Source organism: Massilia haematophila, from assembly GCF_042647645.1.
GTDB lineage: Bacteria > Pseudomonadota > Gammaproteobacteria > Burkholderiales > Burkholderiaceae_D > Telluria > Telluria haematophila.
On the sequence record NZ_JBHRVV010000001.1, the window covers coordinates 1,725,059 to 1,738,944 of the forward strand.

The 13,886-nt window shown below is 67.0% G+C and carries 11 protein-coding genes; 3 read left to right on the plus strand and 8 right to left on the minus strand.

What is annotated here, in order from left to right; translation table 11 throughout:
* Positions 1–13 precede the first annotated feature (13 nt).
* Positions 14–2,446: a membrane-bound PQQ-dependent dehydrogenase, glucose/quinate/shikimate family gene (locus ACFOPH_RS07710; protein ID WP_379734558.1), complete on the minus strand. Its 2,433-nt coding sequence runs from the start codon at positions 2,444–2,446 to the stop codon at positions 14–16.
* Positions 2,447–2,566: 120 nt separating this feature from the next.
* Between ACFOPH_RS07710 and ACFOPH_RS07715 the strand changes: the two genes are divergently transcribed.
* Both ACFOPH_RS07715 and ACFOPH_RS07720 read left to right on the plus strand, forming a co-directional pair.
* Positions 2,567–3,250, plus strand: coding sequence for a TetR/AcrR family transcriptional regulator (locus ACFOPH_RS07715; RefSeq protein ID WP_312551837.1), 684 nt, complete (start codon positions 2,567–2,569; stop codon positions 3,248–3,250).
* Positions 3,247–3,567, plus strand: a complete 321-nt coding sequence (locus tag ACFOPH_RS07720) for an EthD family reductase (RefSeq protein ID WP_379734560.1) — start codon at positions 3,247–3,249, stop codon at positions 3,565–3,567. Before ACFOPH_RS07715 ends, ACFOPH_RS07720 begins: the two co-directional genes overlap by 4 nt.
* Positions 3,568–3,640: 73 nt before the next feature.
* Here the strand turns inward: ACFOPH_RS07720 and ACFOPH_RS07725 are convergent, their stop codons facing one another.
* Positions 3,641–5,086 carry an NAD-dependent succinate-semialdehyde dehydrogenase gene (locus ACFOPH_RS07725; RefSeq protein WP_379734562.1) on the minus strand — a complete coding sequence of 482 codons (1,446 nt, stop codon included), beginning with the start codon at positions 5,084–5,086 and terminating at the stop codon, positions 3,641–3,643.
* A 279-nt stretch (positions 5,087–5,365) separates the two neighbouring features.
* On the opposite strand from ACFOPH_RS07725, the gene ACFOPH_RS07730 reads away from it, so the two are divergent.
* The gene (locus ACFOPH_RS07730) at positions 5,366–6,997 is read left to right on the plus strand and encodes a mechanosensitive ion channel family protein (protein ID WP_312552332.1); all 1,632 of its coding nucleotides are present in this window, start codon (positions 5,366–5,368) and stop codon (positions 6,995–6,997) included.
* Between the two features lie 11 nt (positions 6,998–7,008).
* Here the strand turns inward: ACFOPH_RS07730 and ACFOPH_RS07735 are convergent, their stop codons facing one another.
* The 6 genes from ACFOPH_RS07735 to ACFOPH_RS07760 form a co-directional block, all read right to left on the minus strand.
* The gene (locus tag ACFOPH_RS07735; protein WP_312552334.1) at positions 7,009–8,388 is read right to left on the minus strand and encodes a VWA domain-containing protein; all 1,380 of its coding nucleotides are present in this window, start codon (positions 8,386–8,388) and stop codon (positions 7,009–7,011) included.
* A 68-nt stretch (positions 8,389–8,456) separates the two neighbouring features.
* Entirely contained in the window at positions 8,457–9,152 is a 696-nt protein-coding gene (locus ACFOPH_RS07740; protein ID WP_312552335.1) for an SOS response-associated peptidase, read from the minus strand.
* A gap of 14 nt (positions 9,153–9,166) precedes the next feature.
* A complete protein-coding gene (locus ACFOPH_RS07745; RefSeq protein WP_312552336.1) occupies positions 9,167–9,466 on the minus strand; it encodes an antibiotic biosynthesis monooxygenase family protein in 300 nt (99 codons plus the stop codon).
* Positions 9,467–9,538: 72 nt separating this feature from the next.
* Positions 9,539–11,173, minus strand: coding sequence for a methyl-accepting chemotaxis protein (locus ACFOPH_RS07750; protein WP_379734566.1), 1,635 nt, complete (start codon positions 11,171–11,173; stop codon positions 9,539–9,541).
* Between the two features lie 298 nt (positions 11,174–11,471).
* Positions 11,472–12,344 (minus strand): outer envelope protein, encoded by an 873-nt coding sequence (locus tag ACFOPH_RS07755; RefSeq protein ID WP_312552340.1) that lies wholly within the window; start codon positions 12,342–12,344, stop codon positions 11,472–11,474.
* The gene (locus tag ACFOPH_RS07760) at positions 12,341–13,864 is read right to left on the minus strand and encodes a nucleobase:cation symporter-2 family protein (RefSeq protein WP_379734568.1); all 1,524 of its coding nucleotides are present in this window, start codon (positions 13,862–13,864) and stop codon (positions 12,341–12,343) included. The genes ACFOPH_RS07755 and ACFOPH_RS07760 overlap by 4 nt, the downstream gene beginning before the upstream one ends.
* Positions 13,865–13,886: the final 22 nt, after the last annotated feature.

Below are 13,886 nucleotides of genomic sequence, written 5' to 3' on the forward strand. Positions count from 1 at the left end.
TGTTTACTTGTAATTACTTCTTGGTTGCGGGAGCGGCAACACCATCAGGCAGGGCATAGGCAACCATTTCGTCGCCCATCTTGGTGCCCAGCGAGCCGTGGCCGCCGGCCATCACCACGATATATTGCTTGCCGGTCTTGTCCGACACATAGCTCATCGGGGTAGCCTGGCCGCCCGCAGGCAGGCGCGCCTTCCAGATTTCCTTGCCGTTGCTGACGTCGTAGCCGCGGATGTAGTAGTCCAGGGTGCTGCTCAGGAAGGTCACGCCGCCGCCGGTGGTCACCATGCCGCCCAGGCTGGGCACGCCCAGCGGCAGGGCAATCGGCACCGGTGCGCTGTCGCGGGTCGTGCCGTTCTTGTGCATCCAGACCTTCTTCATGGTCTTCAGGTCGACCGCCGCCACGTAGCCCCAGGGCGGTGCCTGGCACGGGAAGCCCAGCGGCGACAGGAAGGGACTGATCTCGACGGCGAACGGAATGCCGGTCTGCGGTTGCAGGCCCATCTCGCCGCCGGTACCGCCCTTGGCCTGGGCTTTCTCGCGCGGGACCAGGCGTTCCAGGAAGCCCATGTAGTTGGGGTTCAGGATCAGCAGCTGGCGCACCGGATCGACACTGGCGCCGCCCCATTCGAAGATACCCAGCGGGCCCGGGGAGATGATGGCGCCCTTGCCTTTCCCGCCCACGGTCTGCGGGGTGAACGGACCTTCGTAGCGGTGGTTCTTGTAGATGATGCGGCAGGCCAGCTGGTCGAAGGGCGTGGTGCCCCACATGTCGGTTTCGCTGATGTTACGCTCCGGCAGGAAGCTCAGTGCCGAGTAAGGCTGGGTCGGCGACAGGTGGTCGCCTGGGGCGGGGTTATCCGTCGGCACCGGTTTTTCCGGCGCCGGCACGACCAGCGTGCCATTGCGGCGGTCGATCACGAAGATGTGGCCGGTCTTGGTCGTCGCGACCACCGATGGCACCTTGCCCTTCGGGGTGTCGATGTCCACCAGGGTCGGCTGGCCGCCGATGTCCATGTCCCAGATGTCGTGGTGGACGGTCTGGTAGACCCAGCGCAGCTTGCCGGTCGCCAGGTCGAGCGCGACGATGGCACTGTTGAAGCGCTCGCCGTTCTTGTTGCGCGTGCCGCCCCAGGTATCCGGGGTCTCGTTGCCCATGGGGATATACACCATGCCCAGCTTCTCGTCGATGCTCGACACGCCCCAGGAATTCGGCGAATTGCGGACGTAGGTTTCGCCTTCGGTCAGCGGATTGGTCTCGTCCGGGCGGGCCGGATCCCAGTTCCATACCAGCTGGCCGGTGACCGGGTCGTAGCCGCGGATGACGCCGGACGGCTCGTCGATCGAGTGGTTGTCGGTCACGCTGGCCGCCATCACGATCATGTTCTGCGCCACCGCCGGCGGCGAGGTCGGCATCAGCATGCCGCGGACCTTGACCGGGTGTCCCTTGTAGAGATCGACGACGCCGTTGTTGCCGAAGGACGCGCAGGATTTGCCGGTATCGGCGTTGACGGCGATCAGGGTGCCGTCCATGGTCGGCGCGATGATGCGGCGCGGGCACTCCATCGTCGCGGCATCGGCCCGTGCGGGAGCGCCGTTCAGCGACGGTGCGTTGGCGTCCCAGTAGGACACGCCGCGGCAGATCATGTGCTGGTAGTGGGCCGCGTCACGGTTGATCTTCGGATCGTGGCGCCAGATTTCCTTGCCGGTGTCCGGATCGAGCGCGATCACGATATTGTGCGGCGTGCACATGTACAGCATGCCGTTCACTTTCAACGGGGTGACCTCGTTGGCGATCTCGCCCGGGTCGGTCGGCCCCTTGAAGTCGCCGGTGTGGTAGCTCCACACCTGCTTCAGCTGGCTGACGTTGGCGGGCGTGATCTGCGCCGCGGGCGCATAGCGGTCGCCGTAGCCGGAGCGGCCGTAGGCCGACCAGTCGTTGGCGGCGACGCCGGCGGCATCGTGGGTGCCGCCGCCGGCCATGTTCTCGGCCGCGACGACACCGTGCAGGTCATGGTAATCCTGGAACAGCGCGACCACGCCGACCAGCAGCGTGACCACGGCAGATGCGATCAGCGCCTTGCGTCCGACGTCAGCGCCTTCCGCGGGCTTGTCCAGGCGGCGGTCGACGAAGGGCAGCAGCAGCCAGACCGCGGCGGCAAACCAGATATCCAGTCGCGGCAGCAATTGCCACCAGTCGAACCGGACTTCGACCAGGGACCAGGCGACGGTCACGACCAGGATCGCCGCCATCAGGCCCAAAGCAGAACGGCGTCGCTTGAGAACAAGGACGCCGTTGATGATCAGTGCCAGGCCCGACACCAGGTAGTAGAAAGAACCGCCGAGTGTGGCCAGATAAATGCCCCCGCCGAGCAGGGCCAGGCCGAGGAGGATGAAGATGGATCCGGTAATCGTCAGAAGCGGTCCGGACCGCGAAGAGGGGTTCATAAAAGTCCTTAGGAAAGTTCCAGGGCGCTATGATATGCTCCCGACACAGGTTTGTAAACCACTTGGTTTCTTAATTTCCTGACAATTACAAGAATACTACCCCATCATCTGAGGAGAAAAATGAACAAGGACGAACGACCCAAGGTCGGCCGCCCCGCCACCTATACGCCCGCACAACTGCTCGACCGTCTGGTCGAGGCGGCGATCGCCATCCTTGACGAACAGGCCGCCAATGCCGATTTCAGTGTTGCGCAAGTGGCCCAGCGCGCAAAGGTATCGAAGCGCAGTGTGTATATGGTTATTTCCAGCAAGGAAGAGTTAATCGGACACATCATCGAGCGGGGCGCCAAGGTCGCCACCACCATGCTCGATGCGCCGGTGACAAGCGCGCAGGATGCGCGCGCGGTACTGGGCCGTTTCCTGGTCGAATGGGTCCGCTTCGCCTGCAGCGCCCAGGCGATCGGCCTGTACGTGATGGCGATCCGCGAGCGCAGCCGCTTTCCCGCGATCGGCGAAGCCTATTACCGCAACCGCAACAAGCACGGTTTGGACCAATTGGTCGCGTGGCTGGAACGCATGCACAGGAAGGATTTTTGCCCGGTGCCGGATGCCTTGCTGACGGCCGACCTGGCGTTGAACATGGCTGCGTCCGAGCGCCAGCGCATCCTCGCGCTGGGCATCGACGCGCCTTATGGCGAGCGCGAACTGGACGAACGCGTCGAGTTCATCCTGCAGTTCGTGTTTCGCGAACCAGCCGCCGGCGTGCGCCCGGCGGCATCTATTTCAGACAGGAGCAAGGAATGATCAAACTGAGTGTGATGTACCCGGCCGGCCCCGATGCGGTGTTCGACCATGCCTACTACCGCGATGTGCACATGCCGCTGCTGAAGCAGCGCATGGGCGCAGCCTGCAGGTGCTACAGCATCGATCAGGGCATCGCCGGCGTCACGCCCGGCAGCACGCCGGCATTCCTGGCGATGTGCCATGTGTACTGCGACTCGGTGGAAGCGCTCATGGCCGGCATCGGTCCACACGCCGCCGAGCTGGCGGCGGACCTGGCCAACTTCACCAATGTCACGCCCGTGCAGCAGATCAGCGCGGTGGTGGCCGACGAGGTGTGAGGATTGATGATGAAGGAAGCCGCGCAGGGACGGACTGGCGTCCGCCCCGACGCGGCTTAAGCCTGACGACTGCTTACACGCCGACCATCGACACCGCCTTGGTGTTCAGGTAGGCCTCCAGCGCTTCCGGTCCGCCCTCGGTGCCGTAGCCCGAATCCTTGATGCCGCCGAAAGGCAGCTCGGCGCTCGGCGTGGCCGGCTGGTTAATCCACAGCATGCCGACTTCGACGCGGTTCATCAGCAGGTGGGCGTTCTTGATCGAGCGCGTGAAGGCATAGCCGGCCAGGCCGTAGGGCAGGCGGTTGGCCTCGAGGATCGCTTCTTCCAGGCTGTCGACGCCGCGGATCGCGGCGACCGGGCCGAAGGGCTCGTCGTTGAACACGCTCGCTTCGAGCGGCACGTCGGCCAGGATGGTCGGTGCGAAGAAGTTGCCGGTCTCGCCGACGCGCCTGCCGCCGAACGCCAACGTGGCGCCCTTGGCCTGCGCATCCTCGACCACCTTGCCGATGGCGGCGACGCGGCGCGCGTTGGCCAGCGGGCCCAGGGTCGTGCCCTCGGCCAGGCCGTCGCCCAGCTTCAGGCCTTCGGCATGCTTGACGAAAGCACGCGTGAATTCTTCCTTGATCGCGTTGTGGACCAGGAAGCGGGTCGGCGAAATGCAGACCTGGCCGGCATTGCGGAACTTGGCGGCGCCGGCGGCCTTGACGGCCAGCGCCACGTCGGCGTCCTCGGCGACGATCACCGGCGCATGGCCGCCCAGCTCCATCGTCACGCGCTTCATGTGGGCGCCGGCCAGCGCGGCCAGCTGCTTGCCGACCGGGGTCGAACCGGTGAAGGTGACCTTGCGGATGACCGGGTGCGGAATCAGGTAGCCGGAAATCTCGGCCGGGTCGCCAAACACCAGGCCCACCACGCCCGGCGGGATGCCGGCGTCGACGAAGCACTGCAGCAGCGCCGCCGGCGAGGCCGGGGTTTCTTCCGGCGCCTTGCACAGGAAGGAGCAGCCGGTGGCCAGCGCCGCGCCCAGTTTACGCACGATCTGGTTGACCGGGAAGTTCCACGGCGTGAAGGCGGCGACCGGGCCGACCGGCTCCTTCAGCACCAGCTGCTGCGCCTTCGGATTGCGCGACGGGACGATGCGGCCATACACGCGCATGCCTTCGGCCGCGAACCAGTCGATGATCTCGGCGCCGGCCAGGATCTCGCCCTTGGCTTCGACCAGCGGCTTGCCCTGCTCCTGGGTCAGCAGGCGGGCGATGTCGCCGGCGCGCTCGCGCAGCAGGCTGGCGGCGCGGCGCATGGTGGCGGCGCGTTCGGCCGCGGGCACGAAGCGCCAGGCCTCGAAGCCCTGCTGCGCCGCGGCCAGCGCGCGGTCCAGGTCGGCGATCGAGGCATGGGCCACCGTGCCGATCGCCTGACCCGTGGCCGGGTTGAGCACCGGGATGGTCTTGCCGCCTTCGGCATCCTGCCATTCGTTGGCGATGAGGAGACGGGTATCGGGATAGCTGGACGTGGTCATGGCGTATCGGTTCCTGTGTTGGAGTGAGAACAGAATGATAACCCGGACGCGGCCAGGATGGAGAGGATGCGGCAGACGATGCCCGCGCGGGCGGCAAGCGTGCGGACCCGCCGCCGGACGGATGCTAGACTTTGGCCCCGGATATCGCACATACTGTCGCCGCCAGGCCCGGCCCTGGCCGCCTGCACGCCACGCGCGACTTGCAGCGAACCGGTCTCCCTCCTCCACTGCATGGCCCGCGGCGCGCCGCCGCCCCCATTCGAAGGATACGTTTTCAGCATGCGTTCATTGATTCTCGGTCTCCTCTTTTTCTTCTCGCTGGCAGCGAGCCTGCCCGCCGGCGCCGTCCTGCCCCTCGTTCCGAAGACCGCCGCGGAAGATCCCGCCGTGCTGCCCGATCCCCTCGGCCGGCAGACGCCGCGCTCGATGATCTCGGGGCTGATCGGCGCCCTGGCCCAGCACGACTACGACCGCGCCGCCCAGTACTTCGAACTGCCGAACAACAGCAACCGCCAGCGCGTCAACGCCGCGACCCAGGCGCGCGCCTTCCAGATGCTGCTCGACGAAGGCGGCTCGCTGCAGCCCTACGCCGTCCTGTCGAACGAGGCCGTCGGCCGGATCGACGACGATTTGCCGATCGAGCAGGAAAGCGTCGGCCAGATCACCATCCAGGGCAAGCGCATCCCGGTCCTGCTGACCCGCAGCGAGGACGAGGGCCAGCAGGTCTGGCGCATCTCGCAGGAGACCATGACCCAGTTGGCGGCGGCAAGCAAACGCCCGGCCGCAGCCCTGGCGGAAGGCCAGAAGCAGAACGAGATCACCATCGCCGGTGCGCCGCTGAAGGACTGGGGCCTGCTGATCGGTCTGGGCGTGCTGATCTTCGGCGGCCTGTGGATGGTGGCCGCGCTGATGGTCGCCATCATGCGCCGCCTGGTGGCGGACCCGACGACCAACGGCCTGTACCGCTTCTTCGAGGCGGCGCTGCCGCCGCTGAGCCTCCTGATCGCGGTGTTCGTCTTCTTCGGCTGGGCCGAGCGCCTGCCGGTGGCCATCGTGGCACGCCAGACCCTGCTGCGCTATACCGGCATCATTTCCGTCATCGCTTTCGTCTGGTTCGGCCTGCGCCTGGTCGACGCGCTCGCCGAACTGGCCATCGTGCGCATGCAGCAGCGCCAGCGGCGCCAGGTGATCTCGGTCATCACCCTGCTGCGGCGTACCGCCAAGGTCCTGCTGCTGCTGTTCTCGGGCATCGGCATCCTCGACACCTTCGGCATCGACGTCACCACGGGGATTGCGGCGCTCGGCATCGGCGGCATCGCCCTGGCCCTGGGCGCGCAGAAGACCGTCGAGAACCTGGTCGGCAGCGTGACGGTGATCGCCGACCGCCCGGCCCAGGTGGGCGACTTCATCAGGGTCGGCGACCTGATCGGCACGGTGGAAGACGTCGGCATCCGCTCGACCCGCATCCGCACCCTGGAGCGGACCCTGGTGACCATCCCCAACGGCGACCTGTCGGCGCGCCAGATCGAGAACTTCGCGCCGCGCGAGCGCTTCCTGTTCAACCCGGTCGTCTGGGTCGACTACCGCGCCTCGTCGGCGAAACTGCGGGAAGCGATCGGCATCGTCCAGCAGGTGCTGAAGGAGCACGAGAAGATCGCCGAGGGCGCGCGCGCCCTGCTCGGCCGGATCGGCGAGCGTTCCTTCAACATCGAGGTGTTCGCCTACATCGACGTGCGCGACTTCGAGGAAAGCCTGCGCATCCGCGAAGCGCTGCTGCTGGCGATCTACGAGCGGCTGGAAGCGGCCGGCATCGGCCTGGCCTTCCCGGCCCAGACCATCGTGGTGTCGCGCGCGCAGCAGGCGGATGCACCCGCAAACGGCGACGACGGAGCGCAGAAAGCGCCGTCCTGAAGCGCGCCGCGTCAGCCCAGCAGCTTCTCGCGCGCCGCCTGCTTCAGCCAGTCCGGGTATTCGCTCATCAGGAGGTCGTAGAGCTGGGCGTCCGAATGCTCGTCGGGGCTGGCGACGGCGAAGAAGTCGGCGTTGTCGATCAGCCGGCCATCGAGCTCGTCGAGCTTTTCCAGGAAGGGAAAGTCGGAGTCGGCGAAGTTCAGGAGGCGCTTGCTCTTCGATTTCTTGCCCTTGCCGATCCCCATGAACTGCCAGAAGATCGGCTCGCGGCTGGCCCAGCGCAGCTGGCGCTCGGTCAGCGGCTGGTCCGAGGTGCCGCCGTCGGTAACGAACATGACGTAGACCGGCAGCGCGGCCTTATCTCCCTGCTTGTTCCGTTGAACAAGCGGTTGCTTGCGCTCGCCGCCGCCGGCATCGGGGAAGTAATGGCGGCGCACCGCCTGCATCGCCGCGCCGTAGCGGGTATCGCCTTCGAGCGGATGGCGCTCGATCAGCTGGCCGACATAGCCGCGGAAGTTGGACAGCCCCATCGGCGCGACGTGGTGCACGTTGCGGCCGAACAGGAAGACATCGATCTCGCCGTCGTCGTCGAAGCGGCAGCCGAGGGCCAGGATGCGCTCGGCGAAGGCTTGCACCAGCCCCTTGCGGTACAGACTGCTCATCGACCCGGAGATGTCGAGCACCAGGCAGACCCGGGCCCGGTGCTGCTCGAGGCCGACCTTCGCCAGCGACACGCCCGCCGATTTCACCAGGCTGACCAGCTGGGGCGCGGCCTGCTCGACGCGTTTTTCCAGGTTGACGGCGGGCGGTTTGGCAGGGATCGCACCCGCCTGCGGCGCCGGCGCGGGCGCCGGCGCGGACGGGGCGACGTCGGCCCCGAAATGCGCCACCAGGGCAGCCAGCCCGCCATTGAAACCCTGGCCGACCGCCATGAAGCGCCAGCCGCCGTCCTTGCGGTAGAGCTCGCCCAGCATCAGCGCCTGCTCGGCGGCGAAGTCCTGTCCCGAGAAATCGACACGCGCGAATTCGGCGTCCTGCGCACCCTGTTGCACCAGCAGGCGCAGGTGACCGGCGCGCAGTTGCGACATGCGGCCGTCGCCGTCGACGCTGGCGGTGATGACCAGGCGCGCGACGCTGGCCGGCAGCCGGCCCAGCTCGAATGCAAAGCCGTCCCGGTCGCTCCCCACCGCTGCGCTGCGCACGCCGCCGCAGGGACTGACCGGCTGGTTGAAGAAGGTCATGTACGGTTCGCCGACCAGCTTGCCGCCCGCATCGAGCGCGAAACAGGCGAAATCGAGCGCCAGTCCCTCGGCGGCCAGGCCGGCCCGCAGGACACCGCCTGGCGCGTGCTCCGCGAGCGCCAGGCGCTCCCCTCTTTTCAGTTGCTTCATTCATCCTCCAGGTACGCAATGGACCGGCCTACGCCGGCGTTCACGAAAACGGGGTGCCGACAGCAGCGTCAGAACAGCTCGAGGTTCGGCGATGGCGGTGGCGCCTTGGTACGCGCCGCGGCCGGCGCCGGCCAGTCGCGCATGCGATCCGCCGGATAATGGCGCAGGAAGCTGTGCGCCATGTCGATGCTGCGGCAGGCCAGCCAGTCCTCGACCTCGTCGTGCGGCAGGATGACCAGCGAACGCTTCTCGTCGCCCGGCTTGTGCATGCGGCGCATCAGCGCGTGCTCGTCGGCATTGATGGTGATCTGGGAGAAGGAAGACGACACGCCGCCGTCGGGCTCCTGCCAGTCGCGCCACAGTCCGGCCACGAAAAACAGCGATTCGTCCGCCATGCCGATCGCGTGGCGAACCGCGCGCCCGCTCTCGTAGCAGGGTTCGTAGAACCAGGCCATCGGCACCGCGCACAACTGCAACCGGCGCCAGGCCGGCGCGAACGAGCGCCGCTCGACCAGCGATTCGGCGCGCGCGTTCATGGTGTCGAAGGGTTTGACGCCGGGCGGGATGTGGCGGCGCGGGACCATGCCGTACGTGGCCAGGCAGGCATCAAGCCGGCCATCGGCGCCCGCCCGCAGGATCGGGGCGGCATAGTCCTTCCAGGTTTCTTCCGGCCAGCGCCAGTCGGCCGGCAGCTCGCTGAAGGCGCCCAGCGAGCCGAACTTGCCGAACTGTTCGGGCGTGGGAGGACGGTAGTTGACGCACATGGCAGCCGCAGCCTTCAGAAACCGTCGAACACGGTGTCGAGGTGGGTCACCTGCGGGGCGCCGTCGAAGCAGTGGCCGACCAGGCGGCGCCACTCCTGGAAATCCTCGCTGCCGCGGAAATGGACGGTATGGTCCTCGAGCGTTTCCCAACGCACCAGCAGGCGGTAGGCACGCGGGTTCTCGATACCGCGCTGCAGCTGCATACCGGCGCAGCCGCGGGCGCGCTGGAACAACGGCGCGGCCTGGCGCACGCCGGCCTCGAACCCGGCTTCCATGCCGGGCTTGATCAGAATTTCCGCGCTTTCGAGCACCATTGAAGCATCCTTCCCTGAAGCGGCGCGCGGACTGCGCGCCTGGCCGGGATTATGCCACGCGCAGCGCCATTTTCAGGAAAGCGCCAGCGCGGCCCGTTCCGCCCGCGCCCACCCGATGCCGGGCGCCCTGGAGTCGATATCCGGGCTGCCGCGCAATGCCCGCTCCCGCTCGGGAATCCGGAAGACGCTGACCGTATCGACCAGGCCGCCGGACTGGTCGCGCAGGGACTGCGCGGCGGCGGCGGCTTCCTCGACCAGGGAAGCGTTCTGCTGGGTGACCATGTCCATTTCGCCGATGGCCTGGTTGATCTGTTCGATCCCGCGTTCCTGCTCGCCGCTGGCGGCGGAGATCTCGGCCATGATGTCGTTCACCTGGCGCACGCTCTGCATCACGCGCTCCATGGTGGCGCCAGCCTCGCCGACCAGCTGGCTGCCGGTTTCCACCTTCTCGACCGAATCGCCGATCAGGTCCTTGATTTCCCTGGCCGCGGTGGCGGAGCGGTGCGCCAGGTTGCGCACCTCGGATGCGACCACGGCGAAGCCGCGGCCCTGCTCGCCTGCCCTGGCCGCTTCCACCGCCGCATTGAGCGCGAGGATATTGGTCTGGAACGCGATGCCATCGATGACCCCGATGATGTCGACGATCTTCTTCGACGACGCGTCGATGAAGCGCATCGTCTCGACCACGCGCGCGACGACTTCGCCGCCCTGCGCGGCGATGGCCGAGGCGCCGGCCGCGAGCGCATTGGCCCGGCGCGCATTCTCGGCGTTCTGCTTGACCGTCGCGGTCAGTTCCTCCATCGAGGACGCGGTCTCCTCCAGCGCGCCGGCCTGCTGCTCGGTGCGCGACGACAGGTCGAGGTTGCCCGCTGCGATTTCCCCCGCCGCCGTGGCGATGGCATCGGTGCTGCCGCGCACCCTGGCGACGATCTCCACCAGGCTGTCGTTCATCGTGCTCAGGGAGGCAAGCAGCTGGCCCGTCTCGTCGCGCGAGTGCACCGAGATGGTGCTGGTCAGGTCGCCGGCGGCGACGGTGCGCGCCAGGGCGACGGCGTCGTTCATCGGCCGCGTGATCGAGCGCGCGCTGGCCCAGGCAATGCCTGCGGCAGCCAGCAGCGCCGCCATGCCAAGGCCGAGCAGGACCCGGTAGGCCTTGGTGCAGGAGGCGTTCGCGGCCTGCTCTTCCTGCTGGTTGACCTGCGCCTGGTAGGCCAGGAGCGCGTCGATGGCGCCCATCCAGGTGTTGACTGCCGGCGCCACGACCGCGGTCAGGTGCTTCACGCCGGCTTCCAGCTCATTGTTCCGGCCATAGCGGCGCACGAGTTCGAACTGCGGCACGGCCACCGCTTCGGCAGCGACGACCTTGTCGAGCAGTGCCCGCCCCTGAGGCGAACGGACGCGCTCCTGCAGCACCGCCATCGCCTGCGCGTACTTGTCGGACGCGGCGGCCATGCGCCCATCCGCCTGCTGCATCGCCTGCTCGTCCGTGACCAGCGTCAGGTCGCGCACGGCAATGGCCAGCTGGCGCTCGGCGTCGCGCAGGTCGGTCACGGCCTCGATCTTCATGTTGTTGTCGTTGACGATCGTGTCGATGGTATCGCGCATCCCGGATAGCGCACTTATGCCCGTGGCCAGCACGGCCACCATGAGGGCGACGACGATGCCGAAACCCAGGGCCAGGCGTTGGCCGATTTTCAGATGTTTCATTGATTTATTAGAAAGGTAGAAGGATGCCGCCGCCTCGCGGCCAGCAAGCCTGAATTGTCGCTTTTGAGGAATAAGCGAAAGATATTGAACGCGATATCCGTATTCGTATCGCTGATTTGCCGATTTTAAGTGCACGCAGTTTCGCAGAGTCAACTTTTATGGCGTTTTCGACCAAAAAAGTACGGATCAGCGAGGACGTGTTGGGGACGGACAAGGATATGAGACATTTCGAGAGAAATGTTCACAATTGCGGGGCGAGATGGGAGGTCAGGCAAGCGCTTGCCTGCCCCCCGGTCTCCTAGAAGTGGTACTGCGCCTTCAGCATCGGCGTCCTTGCCGTCGCACCGGGAATGGTGCGGCCGTCGTTGCCGAACTTGTTGCCGAACTTGTTCTTCCAGTACTGGTAGGCCACCCCCGCCCGGAAGCGTTTCGGCTTGGCGTCGAAGAAGGTGCCGACGTCGAGCATCAGCTGCATGTCGATGTTGGTCTCGGTCGCGGTGTCGCGCCCGAACTCGTTCTTGCCCTTGGCGCCGATCAGGTTCGCATAGCCTTCGAACGACAGCCGCGACGAGGCCAGCGGAAAGGCCCAGACCACGCCCAGCATGGGATGGGTGTCGTAGCGGTAGCGCGGCGTGGCGACCCCGGTGTAGCCGCTGTAGGGCGCATTGCTCTCCCACAGGCCGTACAGGCCGACGTTCAGCATCCCCGGCACGTCGAACATGAAGGTGGGGCCGGCGACCAGCATCCGCTTCTTCGAGTTGTAGCCGGCGTCGTTCTTGGTATTCACGTCGAAGCCCAGGGTCAGGCCGGCGTCGCGCAGGGGGCCGAAGCGCAGCGGGGCGCCGCTGGCCTTGCCCCATTCGACCGTGTGGCGGTAGACCAGGTAGAACTCCTGGGCGCCCGAGGTCGCGCCCTTCGAGGACGGGTCGGTCTTGTCGGACAGGAGGACGTCCAGGTTGGCGAAGTTGGTCCCGTACCTGTAGCCGCTCACGTGGTTCAGCTGGACGATGTGCTTGCGGATGTCGTTCGCATTGAAGGGCTCGGCGAAGCGGGTGCCGGTGCGGTAGCCGATCGAGGTGTCGCTCCAGTCGGCCGCCCGGGCCGTGCCGGCCAACCCGGCCGCGCCGGCGGCCAGGACGATGGCGGCGACAATGTGGGGTGCGCGCCTCATGCCTTGCCCGCCTGCGCAACGGAGTGCTCGATGCCGCCATGCTCTTCGTGGCTGGCGGCCGGAACGGCGCGGCTGCCGTTGAAGAACAGGTTCAGCGCCACCGCGGCCACGGCGGTCAGCAGGATGCCCGATTCCAGCAGCGGATGCAGGTTGTGCGACATCTGCTGGGCCCAGCGCGGCGCCACCAGCGGGATCAGGCCGAAACCGATCGACAGCGCGACGATGTAGAGATTGAAGCGGTTGTTCTGGAAGTCGACCCGCGACAGGATGCGGATCCCGGCCGCCGCCACCATGCCGAACATGACGAGGCCGGCGCCGCCCAGCACGAACTGGGGAATCGCCTCGACCAGGGCCGCCATCTTCGGCAGCATGCCCAGCACGATCATGATGATGCCGCCCGCCACGCAGACCCAGCGGCTCTTCACGCCGGTGACCGCGACCAGGCCGACGTTCTGCGAGAAGCTGGTGTGCGGGAAGGTATTGAAGACGCCGCCGATCACGGTGCCGAGGGCATCGGTGCGCAGCCCGGCCGCGAGCTGGGCCTGGTCGATCTTCTTGCCGGTCATGTCGGACAGGGCCAGGAACATGCCGGCCGACTCGATCATGACGACCACCATCACGACCGCGAGCGTGAGGATCATCACGATGTCGAAGGTCGGCATGCCGAAGGCGAAGGGCGTGACCAGTTCGAACCAGTTGGCCCTGCCGACCTTATCGAAGTGCATCTTGCCGGCGGCGTAGGCCACGCTGCAGCCGGCCACGATGCCGAGCAGGATCGAGATATTGCAGACGAAGCCGCGCGCATACTTCACCAGCGCCAGCACCACGACCAGCACGAAGGCGGCGATCGCCATGTCGTCGAGCGCGCCGTAGGCGGGATTCGGGTTCATCGGGATCGGGCCGGCCAGCTTCAGGGCGGGGACCGCCACCGTTTCCGGCATTGCCGCCGCACTCGCCGCGGCTGCGGCTTTCGCGTCGTCGACCATGGTCGCCAGGCGCGCCACGTCGACCGTCTGCGCCGCCGAGTCCTGGCCACCCATGGCCCAGCCGACGCCGACCCGCATCAGGCTGACGCCGATGACCAGGATGATGGTGCCGGTGACGACCGGCGGAAAGAAGCGCAGCATGCGGCTCATCAGGGGCGCGATCAGGATCGCCAGCAGGCCGGCGCCGATGCCGGCGCCGAAGATGGCGCGGGCGCCGTCGACGCCGGGCACGGCGTTCGCGATCGCCACCATCGGGCCGACGGCGGCGAAGGTGACACCCATCATGACCGGCAGCCGGATGCCGAACCAGGAGCCCAGCCCGAAGGACTGGATCAGGGTCACCAGGCCGCAACAGAACAGGTCGGCCGAGATCAGCATCGTGACCTCGGCCGGCGACAGTTTCAGGGCGCGGCCCACGATCAAAGGTACGGCGATGGCGCCGGCGTACATGACCAGCACGTGCTGCAGGCCGAGTGCGCTCAGTCGCCCGAGTGGCAGTTTCTCGTCCACCGGATGGCGGCTCTGGTGTTTCATGCTTGTCTCCTGATTATTATTG

Bases quoted from the DNA above. Each gene is read 5' to 3' on its own strand.
- ACFOPH_RS07710 (WP_379734558.1), bottom strand. From the start codon at position 2,446: ATGAACCCCTCTTCGCGGTCCGGACCGCTTCTGACGATTACCGGATCC.
- ACFOPH_RS07715 (WP_312551837.1), top strand. From the start codon at position 2,567: ATGAACAAGGACGAACGACCCAAGGTCGGCCGCCCCGCCACCTATACG.
- ACFOPH_RS07720 (WP_379734560.1), top strand. From the start codon at position 3,247: ATGATCAAACTGAGTGTGATGTACCCGGCCGGCCCCGATGCGGTGTTC.
- ACFOPH_RS07725 (WP_379734562.1), bottom strand. From the start codon at position 5,086: ATGACCACGTCCAGCTATCCCGATACCCGTCTCCTCATCGCCAACGAA.
- ACFOPH_RS07730 (WP_312552332.1), top strand. From the start codon at position 5,366: ATGCGTTCATTGATTCTCGGTCTCCTCTTTTTCTTCTCGCTGGCAGCG.
- ACFOPH_RS07735 (WP_312552334.1), bottom strand. From the start codon at position 8,388: ATGAAGCAACTGAAAAGAGGGGAGCGCCTGGCGCTCGCGGAGCACGCG.
- ACFOPH_RS07740 (WP_312552335.1), bottom strand. From the start codon at position 9,152: ATGTGCGTCAACTACCGTCCTCCCACGCCCGAACAGTTCGGCAAGTTC.
- ACFOPH_RS07745 (WP_312552336.1), bottom strand. From the start codon at position 9,466: ATGGTGCTCGAAAGCGCGGAAATTCTGATCAAGCCCGGCATGGAAGCC.
- ACFOPH_RS07750 (WP_379734566.1), bottom strand. From the start codon at position 11,173: ATGAAACATCTGAAAATCGGCCAACGCCTGGCCCTGGGTTTCGGCATC.
- ACFOPH_RS07755 (WP_312552340.1), bottom strand. From the start codon at position 12,344: ATGAGGCGCGCACCCCACATTGTCGCCGCCATCGTCCTGGCCGCCGGC.
- ACFOPH_RS07760 (WP_379734568.1), bottom strand. From the start codon at position 13,864: ATGAAACACCAGAGCCGCCATCCGGTGGACGAGAAACTGCCACTCGGG.